Here is a 16559-nt window from a genome sequence, read left to right on the forward strand (position 1 = left end):
TCAATTAGCCCTTTTTTTGTGCTCAAAGAAATCAGAGACGGTACAGAACTCTTACGGGCTCGTCTCGGGATCTGACCCAGGTGGAATATCTGTTCCTCCTTTCTCATGGTGAACGTACTCATCGAGCGTTGGTCCGGTAGAGATTGATGGGTGCTCTCGTTCCGGATGCGCAAGAACTGGAAGAATGCGCTGGATGAACACGACGATCACAACAAGTAACAACGGTCCAAGGAAAATTCCGTACCACCCAAATAACGCCGGTCCAAGGAGGTACGCGAACATAACGAGGCCCGTCGAGAACATTCGGCCGGATAAGTACGGCCGAATGGAAGTCCGGACAACATTATCGAACACCACCGCCATCACCAACAGAAACACGACGGGGTACCACAGCAGCATCGGGTCGGTCGTGACGGCCTGAGCCCCGAGGATAAGGGCAATGAAAAGATACACAATAGACCGCCCAACCAAGGGCACTAGTGTGAAGATGCCGGTGACAACCCCAAGGAGAACAACCGACGGGATGGCTAGAGTTCCCGGTGCAAAGAGATTGAACACGCTATAGATGATTGCTGTGAGAATCATGATCGCGAAGATGGTCATCGTGTATCCGAAGTACACGGACGTCAATCCGGCATCGACACCTCGGAAGTAGTCCGTGGCCAGACCCCCCTCGTCGAAGATATTAGCACGGAACCACTCGCTGAGCTGCCGGCCACTGACAAGCAGGAAAAACGCGAACAGTACCGAGAGAAACATGTTGTACAGCGTCGTGGAAACCGCACCCAGTACACCCCCAACAACTGCGAGACCAGATTGCACCGACGGTTCCTGTATCAAGACGATGCCCGTCTGGTACATCTCTTCGGGCGTCTGTGGCAGTTGTGGCACCTGAACGGGAAGTTGGTTGATGATCGCTTGGATCGGAAGCCCGGACAGAACAGCGGTGAGTTGCCCAAGTGCGACGAGGAGGAACGCCGCAAAGAAGATGACGAACGGGACGATGATGAGGAGAAGCGTTACAAGGGCGGCGAGACTCGCACCGCCAACGCGAGTCTCGATGCGTCGACTGATCGGACGGGCGACATAGTAGGTGAACAACCCGAAGACGATCCACGCGAGGTATTCGTAGGCGATGAAAGCAACGATCCCGAGGAAGACGAGTCCGAGGAGCCACCACGCAACGTGCTCTCGCGCCAGCCATACCCGTACCGCACCGGTATTTGAGCCGTCTGACACCATATCGTGATAAGAGTCTTCTGAGAGACTTAAACGCGCTTTCAGATCGTGAGGACAGTCTCTCCATCCGCTGGGAGGGGTCCTAACCCTGCTGATTACGGCGGTTAGGACGCTTCCGGTCGCAGTCCCGCTCGGCCTGAATGCCGGGATTCCCTGCTTGAATTTGACTCGACCTCGCAGAGAGATCGAGTCTCACGCCGGACAAGGTTGCTTTTTGGTGACGGAGACTCCAAGCCAACTCCAGGTTTCTCGAGTGAGTTGAACCTAGATACGACCCCAGAAAGTCTACCTCTTGCGGGTGAGAAGCTCGTGTCCGTTCGACCCGCGCCTGAAGACGCGGACATCCGCTCGATTCCATGTCAGTACCTACGACCGAAGTCGTGGGCTTCCACCTCGAATTTGAGTGAACTATCTTGGGGTCATGTTCCATATTTTGTCTAAATTGTCTGAAATGATAGCCTCCGATGCATGATGTGTTCCCACCGGCTTGTGGATATCTGCATGCGGAGCATGCCGAGTGCCTCGGACTTGACCTTGAGGCGGTTCACATAATTGCAGGGCGAGGAAGCCCACGACTGTAGTCGTGGGTAGCTTACCCGAGGAGGTTCTGAAGCGTTAGGACGACGAAGAGTACAATCACCGCCTCGGAGATAATCCACGAGTTGTCGTTCATCCAGTCGCGAACCTTTGGGAGTGCGGCTTCCGCTCGCTTTCCAAAGACGAATAGGCTTAGCGACGGAAGTGCTAAGATGAACAGCGTGAGTAGGATGAATCCTGTTGCGTCCGTGATTGGGTCGCCGTTCGCCGCGAGGAACGTTCCGACACTAACCGAGGTGACGATGTCCGTCGGGAAGAAGCCCAGCAAGAGAAAGCCAAGCCGAAATGAAAACTGCGGTGTTGCGCTGGTCAACTTGCCCATCCACGCCGGCGGCTCCGACACATCCCGCGTTCGGTAGGTCTCCACCGCCGCGTAGAAAAGGAGACCAAGGACAACGACGTAGAGGATATCCTGTCCCCTCGGTCCGAGCAAGCTACCGCCGCCGCCACCGAGCCTGTTTCCAAGCAGGTACGCTATAACGACGACGAGACTGATGGAGAGGGACGCGCCGAAGATGTACGCTGTAGAGTTCGACCTCCACTGCTCGCTCGTGGCGATGAAGATGGGGGAGAGTATCTGTGGCCCCGCGATCATCACGATAGCTAGCGGGAGAACTTCCACGAGACTCATAATTTGAACTCGCTGTGGTTCGGTTCGATGTTTTGGCCAAAATATTCTTTTCGAATTGTAATTACATTATTAATATCGGAGAAATTCGGAATGTTAGATCTATTCGAACAGCTCCATGATAAATGGGTGAACGAGTGCTCCATACTGAGTGAGACGTTGGCCAGCAACAGTGATTAATGTTTCCTGAATTACATACTTTGACACGTTCACCTGTACAATATGTATGGACGCCGTACTTCTGGTGGCAGAACAGCCGCCTCTACAGAACTCAAGGCAGAGTGCCCCGGGGTCAAGCCCCGGGGGTCTGCTCACAACGTCAAAAACGACTCAAATCGATCGAAGAGAATGCCGAGGGTTTAGAGCTTCCCTGAATCGACCGTCGTTGCCGAATATAGACGGAAGGTCCCTGTGGCGTCTATCACTCCCTCCTGTGTACTCCTGATCACAACGCTGTGATTCTCTCTCGCGGCGTCCGTCCCCGTTGTCTGCGACTGAGCACCGAGACGATGGAGCCGTTCGACGAGTCGGGACGAGAGGATGAGGCGGTCTAACAGGTCCTCGATTTGCCGTTCCGTCGACACTGACGAGTCTCGGTACGGTGGCTCGCTTCCCAACTATACACACGCGCGACCCACCGGACTAAAAAATTACTGACGGACGGAAGTTACCGCGAGGCGGACAGTCGGCGGCGGTCAGTTGATGTCCCGCCGGGCGAACCACAGTTCGCTCGCGACGACGAGCGCGACGGCGGCGACCGCGAGAGCGGCCGTGCCGCCGAGGTCGTACGTCCCCTCGACGAGGACGGCGCTAGGGTCGTAGTACCGCGTCGGGGCGAGCGTGCCAAGCCACGCGTAGTCGGTACTGGCGACGACTGACTCGACGAGGTAGAGACCGAACACGGCGCCGAGGGCCACGCGCTGTGCGACGCTCGACCGGTCGAACACCACCGACGCGAGCAGCCCGACACCGGCGGTCGCGAGCAGGTACGGTACCGACAGCAGGTGGACCGCGAGCAGGTCGCCGACGGCGATCGGGTCGTTGATGAGGACCGTCGCGACGTAGACAGCGATGGGCACGACGACGTTGAGTACCGCGAGCGGCACGAAAAGCGAGAGGAACTTTTCGAGGACCACCCGCGAGCGACGCACCGGGAGCGAGAGGAGCAGGTCCATCCGCCCCCGCTCGACGTCGTCCGCGACTAACCCCGCCGCGGCGTACGCGAAGTACAGGCCGAGCAGGAGCACCCAGCCGAAGGCGTACAGTTCCGCCGCGAGGAAGCCCTCGATCGTGTTCAGGGTGACGACGCCGAATGCCTCACGGAACACTGCCGGGAACGCCTCGACGTACTCGTCGAGGTCGACCGAGGACGACACCGAGGGGAACATCCCGACGTAGAGCGCGGCGAGCGCGCTCAGCCCGACCGCGAGCACGGACGCGCCCTTGATTCGGTGGCGGCCCTCGTACCTGGCGAGTTCAAACATCTGCGACACCCCCGTCGACCGCGACGGCTGCTTCGCGGGCGTCGTTGCCGTAGAACCGCATGAACACGTCCTCGAGGGGCGCCTCCTCGACGGTGAGGTCGACGAGGTCATACCGCCGGAGCTGCGCGAGCAGGTCGTTCACGTCGCCGGTGTAGGTGAACGTCGCGTCGACGACGCCCTCTCCGTCGCTCTCGTGGATTTCGAGGTCGTGGACACCCCCAATGTCGAAGTCGGCCGGGGAGAGGTGGTCGGCTACGCGCGCGTGGACGGCCTTCCCGCTCCGATGGAGCAGGTCCTCGACGCGCTCGGTCGCGGCGAGGCGGCCGTCCCGGAGGACGCCGACGCGGTCGCAGACGCGGCGGACCTCCCCGAGCACGTGCGAGGAGAAGAACACGGTGACGCCGCGGTCGCGCTCGGCGCGGACGAACTCCTCGAACCGGTGCTGCATCAGCGGGTCGAGGCCAGATGTCGGCTCGTCGAGGACGACCAAGTCGGGGTCGTGCATGAACGCCTGCACAATGCCGAGTTTCTGCTTGTTGCCTGTCGAGTACTGTCGGACGGTCCGCTCGAGCGGCGGATCAAACAGTTCGAGGAGGTCGCCGCTTCGCTCGTTGCCCTTGATGGATGCGTGCAGGTCGAGTATCTCTTGGCCGGTGGCGGTCTCGTCAAACGCTGGGTTCGCCGGCAGGTAGCCGATGGACCGTTTGGCAGCGACGAGTGCGTCCTCGTCGCGCACGTCGGCGCCAAGGACCGTCGCCGACCCGCTCGTCGGCGACTGGAGGCCCAGAAGTGTCCGGATGGTCGTCGTCTTCCCCGCGCCGTTCGGCCCGAGGAAGCCGAAGACCTCCCCGTCCTCGACGGCGAACGTGAGTGAGTTGACGCCGAGGACGCTCCCGTAGTCTTTCGTCAGATCGGTCACTTCGATGGCGGCCATACCCGACGTTCGGTTCCATGACTAAATAATCATACCGGTCATGGAGTCATGACTCATGACCGATTTATTTATCGTTTTTCTCCGCATCCGTTCGGTCATGCACGGTTTCACCGACGAAGAGCGGGACCGAATCAGGGAACAGCTCGTCGAAACGGGCCACGAACTGCTCCTGACGCTCGGCCCTGAGAAGACGAACGTCGCGGACGTCACCGAGCCGGTCGGCATCGCCAAGAGCACGTTCTACCGCTTTTTCGACTCGAAGGCCGAACTGTACTTCGAGATTTTCCTCCGGGAGAGCGAAGCGTTCCGCGACGAGGTCAAAGCGGAGTTGGCGGAGACGGACGACCCACTCGAGTCGCTCGAGCGGCTGTTCCGGTGCTATGCGGCGTTCGCGGAGGAGAACCCGCTCGTCCAGCGAGTGACTGTCAAGGGCGAGTACCGGGACCTGTTTCGGGGCATTCCCCAGCAGTCGTACGAGCAAGCCCAGCGAGCGGCGCTTACCGACTTCCTCCCGTTCGTCGAGGAGGTCCAGAACCGGAGTGACGGGCCGATAGCCGACCTCGCTCCGGAGACGATCCTCGGCGTGATGGGCACAATTGGCCTCTTCGTCCTGCACAGAGAGGAGTACGACGCTTACGACGAGCAGTACTACCAACAGGTGAAGGAAGCGTTCATCACGTCGCTCGCGCGGGGACTGGTGAACGAATAAATATACAATAAATTGTACTCACTGCGTTGAAGATACTCGTGCTGTCGAGTCCGGAGCTCGCGATGGAGGCTGGCGCCTTGGAGATTCGCTGAGCGCGACGCCGTGGGCACATCGACGTCGAAGGCCCGTAGACGTACAGCCGAGTGACACCGACGCGTCGATGGAAACTCCAGCTGCGGTCCGGCGGACCGGTCAAGGGGGCGGGGACAAAAGCGACATCTGATGGATCCGATGGTTGGATTTATACGGATGTCACGAGCGTTCGTACCATGGTAGACTCTGCATCGCTCGACCCGCTGTTCGCGCCCGACTCCATCGCGGTCGTCGGAGCGAGCCCGAACTCGTTCTACTCTTCGAATCTGATAGATAATCTCCTCGAGTACGGCTTCGACGGGAGGTTCTACCCGGTCAATCCCGGCAGGGAGGAGGCCTGGGGACAGACGTGTTACGACTCGATCGACGACGTGCCCGAGACGGTCGACCTTGTCGTCGTGAGCGTCCCGCGAGAGTACGTGGTCGGTGTAGTGCGCGAGGCGGGCGAGCGCGGCGTGCCCGCCGCGTTGGTTATCACCGCCGGATTTGCCGAAGCTGACGCGGAAGGCGAGCACCTCCAGTCCGACCTCGCGGCGGTTGCAGCCGAGGAGGATATCAGGGTCTGTGGCCCCAACTGCATCGGACTGGCGAACGCGGTCGACGGCACCGTGCTGACGAGCACCTGCTCGCGCCGCCCCGAGCCGGGTTCCATCGGGCTGGTGAGCCAGTCAGGTGCGCTCGCGTTCACCACGTTCTTCGAGCGCGCGGCCGACGAGGATGTCCACTTCGCGTATCTCGCCTCGACCGGAAACGAGGCCGATCTCTCGGTGAGCGACTACATAGAGTACATGGCCAACCAGCCTGGTGTGGAGGTCATCTGCGCGTACATCGAGGGGCTAGCCGATCCCGACCGGTTCATGTCGGTCGTCGACCGGGCGGTCCGGAAGGGAACCCCCGTGTTGACCATCAAGATCGGCCAGTCCGAGACCGCCGAGGCTGCGACACTCTCGCACACCGGGTCTCTGACCGGCGACGACGCCGCGTGGGAGGGGGCGTTCTCCCAGACGGGCGTTGAGCGCGTCTCCGACATCCCGGACCTCCTCGGGCGCGCGAGCGTCCATCAGGCGTTCGACCCGCCAGCGTCCAACCGGGTGGCCATCGTCTCGACCAGCGGCGGGCTGGCGAGCCTCCTCGCCGACATGGCCGACGAGCGCGGCCTCAAACTTCCGCCCATCGAGGGCGAGACCGAGCGCGAACTCGTCGAACACGACGACCTGCTCACCTTCGGCGAGATGCACAACCCCGCGGACATCCGCGGATACGGTGCCGACGTCCTCCCGGACGTCGCCGAGGCGTTGTTCGCCGACGAGAGTTTCGACGCCTACGTCGTCGCGCTTGGACTGTCGGCGGTCGACGAGCGCGCCACCCGCATCGTCCCTGACGTCCTCAAGGTCGCCAAGGAGGCCTCTGATCCAGTGGTGTTCCTCTGGACCGGCCGCAAGGAGCCCGACGAACCGACCGACGACCTGCCCTACGAGCGCGTTCGGGAGGAGACGCCGCTGTTCTACGACCCCGAGCGGTGCATGGACGCGCTCGCCTCGCTCGTTCGCTTCAAGGAGGTTCGCGACCGGGTAGCCGAAAAGCCTCCACGCTCGGCGCTCCGCTCGCGAACCCGGATCGAAGAGCCGCTCGAACTCCCTGACGGGGTGCTCGGGTGGTCGGACGCGGCGTCGCTACTCGGCGAGTACGGCATCGAGCCGGTCGAGACACGACTGGCTACCGACCCCGAGGGGGCGGCGGCCATCGCCACCGAGGTCGGCTTTCCGGTCGCGATGAAGGTCGATTCGTCCGACCTGCCCCACCGGACCGAGGCTGGAGCAGTCGAGACGGGCATCAACGGCGAGGCGGCCGCCCGGGGTGCGTTCGAGCGCATCGTCGGGAACGCTCGCGCGTACGAACCAGACGCCGCCATCGAAGGCGTCCTGATCCAAGAGCAGGTCGACGGCGGCGTCGAGGCGCTGGTCGGGGCTTCCACGGACGAGGTGTTCGGGCCGCTGGTAACCGTCGCACCGGGCGGCACCTTGGTCGAACTGCTCGACGATCGGGCGGTTCGTGTTCCGCCTCTCTCCTCCGCGGACGCCCGCGAAGCCGTCGAGGCGACCAAGTTAGAAGCACTCCTCGCCAAACGACGGGACGGCCCGCCCATCCCGCCCAAGCCGCTGGCGGACCTCCTCGAACGGGTCGGCGACCTCATCGTCGAGAACCCGTCGGTTGCGGAGGTCGACCTCAACCCGGTCATAGTGCGCGAGGACGGCGCGGCGGTGGTGGACGTGCTCGTCAGGCGTGAATGTTTCGAAACGTGCAGTTACCGACGGCGGAGTTACGACGGATGAAGACGTGAACTACCTCCACCTACCGCGCTTGGGGTTACTCACCCCTCGCTTCTTGAGGTAGGGGCTTCCTCGGTCACCGACGCGACGTGCAGATTCACACGGAATCCACAGCGGTCGCAGTCTCCAGAGGCGTGGATTCGGCCCGTCCCATGCCCATCTGACCCCACTGCGCAGTGCGTGCGAGGAGTTGAGTGTTCAACTCCTCCACTATCACGCACAGTACCGCATTGGTGAGATAGTACATCACGCTATCGCACACGTCAGAAAGCCGAAGACGGCGAGCGTATCCCCTTCCTCACCGAGCGGCGACGAAGGAGCCGCGAGGAGGGAGGGAGGAATCGCGTTGCGAGGTCGGACGAAACAGTGAGTATCGGCCGGCTCGTCGTCTTCTGTAGTCCGAAGAGGGCTTCAGAAAGCCCGGCAACGGGTGCCGAACCACCAGTGCGGGCGGGGAAGGTTTGGTTCCTCGCTCCAGACGGGCCGCCGTCAACCGACCCCGAAGGACGGACCGACGACGCGACCGCTCCGAGCCGGCTCGGCCGGCCGCGAAGTCGCCGAGGTCACGTCCAATTAAATTGCCTCTGCCGACCGACCGCACCGGCACACAAGTCGGTCCGGGACCACAACTCCCGACCGACGCCACGCAAGCCCTGTCCTCAGAACGCCGAAGGCGTTCAGGGCGGGGTAGTTGACTGTAAGAGTCTCACTCGAGTCGGCTACACGAAGGCGGTCGAACGGTCTTGTGTGCGTGTACGAGTGCTTCGCGGCAGCGCCACTGGTTATCACACCTTGAGGTCAAGGTGGGTTCTTCTTCCGTCGGGAGCACGTAAAGCCGGAGTAGCATGTCTCAATCCTCTCTGGACGCGCGGAGTACACTCTTCGAGAGTATCGTCTTCGTGAATCCGATTACTGAACGACTCCTCCGGTATCCCCCCCGCAAACTGGTTGGTAAACTCATCGGACGACTCTTCCCCGAGAGTCACATGTCGATCGAAACCACCGGAGAGCGAGCGAGCGCGGATGAACAGCGATCCCATAAAAAGACGATTGCGGAGTGGTGCTTATCTACCTCAGGTGTACCGTTCCGGTTACCCTCACCATCTATGGTTCCGGGTACGATAGTCAGTGGTTCTTCGTGGTAGCGATCCGTGACCGTTCCGAATCCAAGAACTCGGAACATCACAGCATAGAAGAGGAGTACGATCGCCGTGCGGCGCTGTTCGAGAATTCGCACGATCCGATCGTCGAATATGAATTCGACGGCGAGACGGCGATCATCAAAGCCGTGAACGGCGCCTTCGAGGATGTGTTTGGGTATTCCGCCGAAGAAGTCGTCGACCGTGCCGCTGATGACGTCCTCGTCCCCACAGAAAAATACGCCGAATATCGCTCATTTCTCCAAAAGTTATTGCAACACGAGCGAGTCGAAGCCGAGGTTCGTCGGCAGACGATCACCGGTCCCCGCGAGTTTCTGTTTCGAGGTATTCGGTTCGAGGCGGACGACAGCTCCCTTGGCGGTTACGCCATTTACATGGACATCACCGAACGAAAAGAGCGGGAGAGAAAGCAGCGAGAAGCCAAGGAACACTTCGAGAAGATCTTCGAGCACGCGAACGACGCGATCGTCATCTTCGATCCGTCGCGTGATACGTTCAAAGAGTGTAACGTACAGGCGTGTGACCTGCTCGGCTACTCCCGCGAGGAGTTTTTGGACCTGGCTCCATCCGACGTCTACTCTTATGATCCGCCTCGATTCCTCGAGCTCGTCGATGAGGTCTTGGATGAGGGAACGGGGTGGTCAGACGAGTTTGGTTGTAGCACGTCTACCGGAGGGATACTCCCCACGGAAATTTCGGCCTCTCGGATCGAGATCGACGGCCGTCCCCACGTGTTGGCACTCGTCCGAGATATCTCGGACCGCATAGAGCACGAGCGGGAGATCCGACAACGGTCCACAGCCATGGACGCGACGACCGACGGCATGGCGATCCTCGACGCGGATGGAAAATACGTCTACGTCAACAGGGCGCACGCCGAAATGTACGGATACGCGGATCCCGCCGAACTCGTCGGCGAATCCTGGCAACAGCTCTACGACGGGGCAGAGATCCAGCGCATAGAAACGGACATTGAACCGATCATCAAGCGTCGGGGGCGCTGGCGCGGGGAAGCCACCGGACAACACAGAGATGGAAGCACTTTCCCTCAAGAGTTGGTGTTGACCGAACTCGAAGACAATGGATGGGTCTACGCCGTCCGAGATATCACAGACCGCAAGATCATCGAGCGAAAGCTCGAAATCCTCAACGAGGCGAGCCGAGAGCTCGTGACCGCCGAGACCACCGGGACGATCACTCGCCGTTCGCTCGAAGCCGTCGACCGCGTCCTCGGGTTCGACATCAGCTGCGTTCGACTGTTCGATTCGGAGACGAACACGCTCGAGCCGATCGCGATGACGCCCGGAGCGGAGGCGCTCATCGACTCCTGTCCGGCGTTCGATTTGGAAGCCACGCTCGCCGGTCACGCGTATCGTCGAGGAGAGACGGTGAGCACCGAGGTCGACGAAGACGGGTCTCGTTCGAACGGGACGTATCGAGCGAGTCTTCACCTTTCACTCGGCGAGTACGGCACGCTAACTATCTTTAGCCGGGCGAACATCAGGTTTGAGGAGCTGGACATCCATCGGGCGGAACTCCTAGCGGCGGCTATCAGGGCGGCACTCGAACGTGATGAACGTGAGAAGGTGCTCCGGCGAAACGAGCGCGAACTCCGCCAACAGCGCGACCAGCTCGACACGCTGAATCAGATCAACAGCCTCATCGAAGAACTCATTCACCGGCTCGTCGGCGCAACGACACGCGAAGAGATCAATCAGATCATTTGCGATCGCCTAGTGGCGTCTGATTTCTACGAGAGTGCCTGGGTTGGGACAACTGACGTAGCCAGTGAGAATATCACTCCTCAGACGGGCGCTGGCGTCGACGACGGATACCTCGAGGCGCTCGCCACGATGCCGCTTTCCTACATCGAAAATGGCATCGTGGCCCGAGCGTTCCAGACCGGCGAGTTTCAAGTCCTTCGTCAGTACCAGGTCACAAACCCTGGACTCAACGAAACCATCGAGGACGGAACCCTCCCTCCCGAAGAGGTGGAGGCGGTCGCCGCCATCCCGCTCAAATACGACGAGCGAATCTACGGCGTGCTGGTCGTGAATGCGACCTGCGAAGACGCGTTCAGCAGGACCGCGCAGACCGGGTTCGAGGTGCTGGGAGACACCATCGGCTTCGCCATTTACGCCGTCCTGAACAGGGATCTGCTCCTTTCGGACTCGGTCGTCGAACTCGAATTCGAGGTCACCGATCCGCGCTGCGTTCCCGTGCTGTTCTCCCAGCGGCTCGGCTGCCGATGCCAGCTCAAGCAAACCGCTCCGCTGGGGGACGGAAAGTTCCTCTCGTATCTCAGACTGGAAGGCGCGTCCGCCGACGACGCGTTGGAAGTGGCCGAGTCGACGGACCTCGTCGAAAGCGGCCGAATCGTCAGCGAACACGACAGCGAGATCCTGCTGGAACTGATCCAGGCCGAATCGGTGGCCCAGACGTTGATGGAGGTCGGAGCGAGCGTCAGAACGGTGGTCGCGGACGACGGCGAGGGCCGCCTCGTCGCAGAAGCGCCGCAAACCGCGAACGTCCGGGAGATCGTCGAAACGTTCCGGGTGATTCACCCCGAATCGAACCTGCTCGCGAAGCGTGAGGTCGACCACCCCGTCAAGACGGTCGCCGAGTTCCGCGACGATCTCGAGGACCGGCTCACGGACAAACAGATAGCCGCGATCGAGTCGGCCTACGCCTCCGGGTACTTCGACTGGCCGCGGAAAAACACGGCCACGGAACTCGCCGCCACCCTCGGGATTTCGGCACCGACGCTCCACCAGCACCTCCGACACGCCGAGCGCAAGCTCCTTGAAACGTTCATCAACGGCGTGTGACGAGTACGCTCGCCCACGCACGATGTAGCGCGCTCCAACGGAACGGAGCGGATCGAACTGCAACCGAGACGAACTGACAATGTGGTGTTGACCTCCTTTCACGACTAAAGCCGTGGGCTTTCTTGCCTGCCATTCTGTAACTACTCGTGTTTTAGCGATTTCTTAGGTCGTCATCCATCTCAGAATTAGGCAGACATCATTTGAGAGAGAATGTACCGTTTGTTCGTCCTAGCGACGTAGGCTTCCGCTCTCCTAGGGTGGTAGGTAACCACTACTCATGCGTAGCGGTTCAAGCTTAAACTGTCTCCGTTCGAACCGGGTACAAAGTCGAGCGGGGCAGGATAAACTGATATGACCGGAAAAACCAGTATACGAGAAACACTCCGACCCGCGCTGGTGGGCTTCCTCGTGGTAGCTCTCATCGTCGGGTTCGCGGCAGCAGGCGCTGCGCAAGTGGCCGGCCCCGCGCAGATGTCTAATGACAACGGAAACGGATCGGACAACGGCGGCGACAGCGACGATGCCGGAGACGGCGATAGCAACGACAACGGCGACGGCGATAGTGGCGACGGCGATGGCACCACCGACGTCGATACTGACGGCGACGATCTAGACATCGAAAGCTCCGACGGCCAGGAGGTCGAACGCGTCGGCGGTGACCTCGAGGTCGAAGACGCCGACACCGGCCTGGACTACCAGACCGCCGACGACGGTAGCAGTGTTGACGTCGAGAGCGCCGACGGCGATCACGAGATCGAGCAGGCCGACGGTGACACCGAGGTCGAGGACAAGGCCAGCGACCTCGACTACGAAACGTCCGACGACGGTAGTGACGTCGAAAGTGGCGCTTACGAGATTGAGGAGAGCGACGACGATTCTTCGGTCAGTAGCGACGACGTCGACTACGAACGGGCCGATGACGGCAGCCTCGATTTCGAAAGCACCGACGGTCCTGTTGAAATCGAGATCGACTCCGACGGAACGGTTGATATCGAAACCGATGGCGGCGAACTCGAAGAGGACGATGCTGGTCTCTCGTTCGAGAATGCGGATGACGACGTTGACTACTCGAGCTCCGATGGTGAGGTCGAATTCGACGACGGCGTGAACGACATCGAGGACGACGAGGACGACCTGGAAGTCGAAAACACGGACAACGATCTCGACTTCGAGAACTCCGACGGTGACGTCGAATTCGAAGACGCCGACCACGACATCGAGCAGAATACCGATGGCCAGCTTGATGTCGAAGGCCGCGACGGCTTCCAAGTCGAAGGTGACGGCGACCTCGTCGAGGTCGAGGAGACCGGTAACTGATACGGCACCCTCCGATCGAAAACCAGATACGGCAGAACCGGCGAATGCGTCGGAACCCGCTCGCGCGGTGTGAGTTGGATCCGACATCCCCCCGCTCAGTGCGACGCTGACATTCTGTGCAAGCCAGAGGTGGGGACTGCGCTTCGAAGCGCTGGAGAGAGAGACATGACCACCAACAGACGGGTAATCCACCTCGTCGAGGAGTTCGAACAGGGGAACGTCTACGAGATCCCAGCGATCGATCTCGTCTACGAGAATCGTCTCCAGGTCGAGAACGTAAACGAGGACGGAATCTGGGTGACAGAAAGCACTGGCAATCTAGCTATCGTACCGTTCGACACCTCTGCGAACCCGTCCCATGAGGATACCCGAACCCTCCGTAAACTCGTCGAAAATGGCGAAGTGTATCAGCTCGTCAATGCAAGCTTAGTCACACCGGTAGCTCATACAAGAAATTGGGTCTGTCGGGAGTGCGATGACAGAGGTCTCCCTCTCTTCGAAATAGAGACGGAATACCTGATCATTGTCCGCTGTCCGACGTGTGGTGCATTGTATGAGCACCTTCAACGTCGGTTCTTCGATGAAATGCCGCTGTGAACTACCCCGCCCTCCTCCGGCGCTTCGCGCCTTCGGTGCGGTCGGGGCTTCCTGGTTCTGCGACAGGACTTGCATCCGTCGCACGGACGGGCGTAGCGGTTCCAGACTCCGCAGGCGTTTCCCTCGCTGGGTGGTTCGGAGTGTCCCACTTCTCCCGGGTGCGACACTCGGGCCACACCCGCCGAGCACGCGTCTTGTCGTCGCTCGAAAGGCGCGACGCGCCTTTCGTGATGACGAAACGGCTCGCCGTTTCGAACCACGTTTGAACACCAGTGGAAGCGCGGTGAGCGTCTTACTCTCCAGTTTACCGCACAGGTAGTAAAGATGCCGCAGACAGTGAACGTGACCCGTGCGGGCGCTGTATCCCTTCCCTACTCCGGTCGCTCCACTCGCTCCGTAGAGGAAGGGGGCTTAGCGACCTCACCGCAGAAGCTAAAGTTGTGGGTTCCCGTTTTGAATTATGTTTGATACCGCTGTTCGACCTTGAGAGTCTTGTGCACGGCCTCATCGAACCGTTCTCGCAACTCTCCGCTGAAGTTCTGGACGCTCTGATCCTGCTGTACTAGTTCTAACGAGTCCCAATCGCCGGGTTCAGTTGCGGCGTACAGATTCGTGAATTTCTCTCCGTTATTTCCATACGCGATGACAATCACGTACGGTTTTACCTCGTCGATATCTTCGACTGAATGCCTCTCGCGCCACTCATCGATTTCAGTCACACTCACCCGGTCGAATGTCGTTAGTTCGGCGCTGAATTCGCCGGCACCGAGGCGCTGGACCAACCAGTCTCTCTCCCATTCCCTCGTCTCACCCGTGTTGGTATTTGTTCCCGTGACGGTCTCAGTTGAGATCGACTCGACGCGCCACTTCGTGAGCCGTGGGCCATTCATCTCCGAAGACGTTCTTGTGCGAACATCACCTTCTTGAATATGGTCACCCTCTTGAACACGAATGTAGCGCGGATTCGACGCTGGGAGGTCGATGAAGATCTCTCCTGGGTCCGTATTAACCAGTGCATCGACTCCATCGATCGTCTGAACCACTACCGTCTGGTTGAAATTTTCTCTACTCATGATAACGTTCTATGTGTCATTAGATCCGAGACCGAGCAACGCAGTGCTTACTTTGCCGCCCGCACATATGATCGGTAATTGATGAATGTCGGCTAACACTTCGGCCACCGCACTGGGTAGCTACTGGTTTCGGCGGTGTTTCTCTCCTACTCAACGTACGCTGGCCGGACGTTTCCCTCTGTCGCCTATTAGTGAACTACCCCGCCCTACCGCTCGGGCTGGCGCCCTCGCGCATGAGGGTGGGGCTTCCTGTTTCAACGACGCGCTTTGCAGACACCGAGGTGTCCACAGGGAGCGCAGTCTCCACAGGCAGTGATTTGGAGCGTCCCGCTCCTAACCGCTTCTTGACACCGCGAGAAAGAATGCTCCACGCCGCGTTCGCATCTCTATCCGCCTCGAAACCACACGCCGGACAGGAGTGTTCGCGCACCCACAACGGTTTCTCCGTCGAAACGCCGCATGACGTGCATTCTTTCGTCGTTCCGCGCGGATTCACGGCGACGAAGTGCGTCCCTTCGCGTTCGCACTCGTATTCGAGCATCCGCAGGAACGTCCCTCACGCCGCGCCGGCACGGCTTCAGCTGTTCGACGGGAGTTCCATCGCCTCTTTCGCGTCGAGATCTTCTTTGCCGTACGCGTTCGAGTGACCTCTGGAAGAGTGAGCGCTCACTCGGGCATCTCCTGGACTGACTGGTAGGTGACGTGCGTTCGGCGGGTGGTCTCGATGATGGTGGGCGAGACGAGGACGGGCCAGGTCTGTTGAGTTTGGCCGTCCTGCGTGATTCCGATGCGTCCGTCACACAGGAGTTGAGTGAGTGCCGAGGGTGACGGGCTCACGGGCGGTACGACGGGGAGAGGCGGTGATGCGGACGCGCGAGTGGACGCTGGTGTCTCGCTATTGAGAGCCCGCGGACTACAAGATTCCGAGACTACCGGTCTGGCTGGCGTGACGCGACGAGGGACGCCGACTCTCGCTTTTCGCCGTGAGTCCGACGAGTCGTTTGTCTCGGTCAGAAAGCCGGTGAACGTCCGACGGTAGTGAGGCGACTGTCCAGCGAAGATGTCCATCGATTTTGCTATTCAGTCACACGTGAATTGAGATTCATTACCATGCGAGTCGAGTTAGCATTGGGAGCTGGTCAGAATGAACGACACGGAGCTAGCGAGTCACGAATGGTGGGAACGGTACAAGGAGACGGTGAACGAGGACCCCGAGATGCGGGTTCGTGGACATGATAAGTTCGACGCGAACTTCTACGTCGAGATCGGCGACGAGCGGTTCTTGATCCAGATGGACGGGGGGCGGGTTCGCGACGTCATCCCCAATCCGAGCCTGAATCATTGGTGGGAGTTCGGCGTCGAGGGGTCGCGCGAGGCCTGGGAGGAATTCGTCCAGGAGATCCCGCCGGCACACAACAACGAGATCATCGCTTCCGACTACCGAACGAAGATCAAGAACGAGGAAGGACATCTCGAACTGACAGGGAACAACAAGAAAGTTTTCCAGAACCTACGGCCGTTCCAGCGGTCGCTGGATCTGATGCGGGTCGCACACAACACGGGGTAATTC

The 16559-nt window shown here is 60.2% G+C and carries 12 protein-coding genes and 1 pseudogene; 6 read left to right on the top strand and 7 right to left on the bottom strand.

All coding sequences use genetic code 11. From position 1 onward, the window contains the following. Window positions 1–51 precede the first annotated feature (51 nt). The 4 genes from C3L37_RS17920 to C3L37_RS17935 form a co-directional block, all read right to left on the bottom strand. Window positions 52–1242: an AI-2E family transporter gene (locus tag C3L37_RS17920; protein ID WP_129115957.1), complete on the bottom strand. Its 1191-nt coding sequence runs from the start codon at window positions 1240–1242 to the stop codon at window positions 52–54. A gap of 589 nt (window positions 1243–1831) precedes the next feature. Next, window positions 1832–2467, bottom strand: a complete 636-nt coding sequence (locus C3L37_RS17925; protein WP_129115958.1) for a GAP family protein — start codon at window positions 2465–2467, stop codon at window positions 1832–1834. 692 nt (window positions 2468–3159) lie between these two features. After that, window positions 3160–3948 (bottom strand): ABC transporter permease, encoded by a 789-nt coding sequence (locus C3L37_RS17930; RefSeq protein ID WP_129115959.1) that lies wholly within the window; start codon window positions 3946–3948, stop codon window positions 3160–3162. Continuing rightward, on the bottom strand, window positions 3941–4882 hold the full coding sequence (locus tag C3L37_RS17935; RefSeq protein ID WP_129115960.1) for an ABC transporter ATP-binding protein: 942 nt from the start codon (window positions 4880–4882) through the stop codon (window positions 3941–3943). Before C3L37_RS17935 ends, C3L37_RS17930 begins: the two co-directional genes overlap by 8 nt. A gap of 97 nt (window positions 4883–4979) precedes the next feature. Here C3L37_RS17935 and C3L37_RS17940 point away from each other — a divergent pair, with 97 nt between their 5' ends. The 5 genes from C3L37_RS17940 to C3L37_RS17960 all read left to right on the top strand — a co-directional run bounded on the left by C3L37_RS17940 (window position 4980) and on the right by C3L37_RS17960 (window position 13916). After that, entirely contained in the window at window positions 4980–5591 is a 612-nt protein-coding gene (locus C3L37_RS17940) for a TetR/AcrR family transcriptional regulator (RefSeq protein WP_129115961.1), read from the top strand. Between the two features lie 269 nt (window positions 5592–5860). Next, a complete protein-coding gene (locus tag C3L37_RS17945) occupies window positions 5861–8017 on the top strand; it encodes an acetate--CoA ligase family protein (RefSeq protein WP_129115962.1) in 2157 nt (718 codons plus the stop codon). A gap of 1135 nt (window positions 8018–9152) precedes the next feature. Continuing rightward, window positions 9153–12002, top strand: coding sequence for a PAS domain S-box protein (locus C3L37_RS17950; RefSeq protein WP_164974798.1), 2850 nt, complete (start codon window positions 9153–9155; stop codon window positions 12000–12002). Between the two features lie 351 nt (window positions 12003–12353). Continuing rightward, on the top strand, window positions 12354–13319 hold the full coding sequence (locus C3L37_RS17955; RefSeq protein WP_129115964.1) for a hypothetical protein: 966 nt from the start codon (window positions 12354–12356) through the stop codon (window positions 13317–13319). Between the two features lie 165 nt (window positions 13320–13484). Beyond that, window positions 13485–13916, top strand: coding sequence for a hypothetical protein (locus C3L37_RS17960; RefSeq protein ID WP_129115965.1), 432 nt, complete (start codon window positions 13485–13487; stop codon window positions 13914–13916). A gap of 458 nt (window positions 13917–14374) precedes the next feature. Here the strand turns inward: C3L37_RS17960 and C3L37_RS17965 are convergent, their stop codons facing one another. From C3L37_RS17965 to C3L37_RS24505, 3 genes and pseudogenes are all read right to left on the bottom strand, one after another. Beyond that, the gene (locus C3L37_RS17965; protein ID WP_129115966.1) at window positions 14375–14989 is read right to left on the bottom strand and encodes a hypothetical protein; all 615 of its coding nucleotides are present in this window, start codon (window positions 14987–14989) and stop codon (window positions 14375–14377) included. A 196-nt stretch (window positions 14990–15185) separates the two neighbouring features. Further along, window positions 15186–15614, bottom strand: a pseudogene (locus C3L37_RS17970) (zinc ribbon domain-containing protein); the annotation flags it as partial. Between the two features lie 41 nt (window positions 15615–15655). After that, window positions 15656–15826 carry a hypothetical protein gene (locus C3L37_RS24505; protein ID WP_164974799.1) on the bottom strand — a complete coding sequence of 57 codons (171 nt, stop codon included), beginning with the start codon at window positions 15824–15826 and terminating at the stop codon, window positions 15656–15658. Between the two features lie 307 nt (window positions 15827–16133). Here C3L37_RS24505 and C3L37_RS17975 point away from each other — a divergent pair, with 307 nt between their 5' ends. Beyond that, window positions 16134–16556, top strand: a complete 423-nt coding sequence (locus tag C3L37_RS17975) for a hypothetical protein (protein WP_129115967.1) — start codon at window positions 16134–16136, stop codon at window positions 16554–16556. Window positions 16557–16559: the final 3 nt, after the last annotated feature.

The sequence above is a fragment of the Halegenticoccus tardaugens genome (assembly GCF_004116405.1).
GTDB lineage: Archaea > Halobacteriota > Halobacteria > Halobacteriales > Haloferacaceae > Halegenticoccus > Halegenticoccus tardaugens.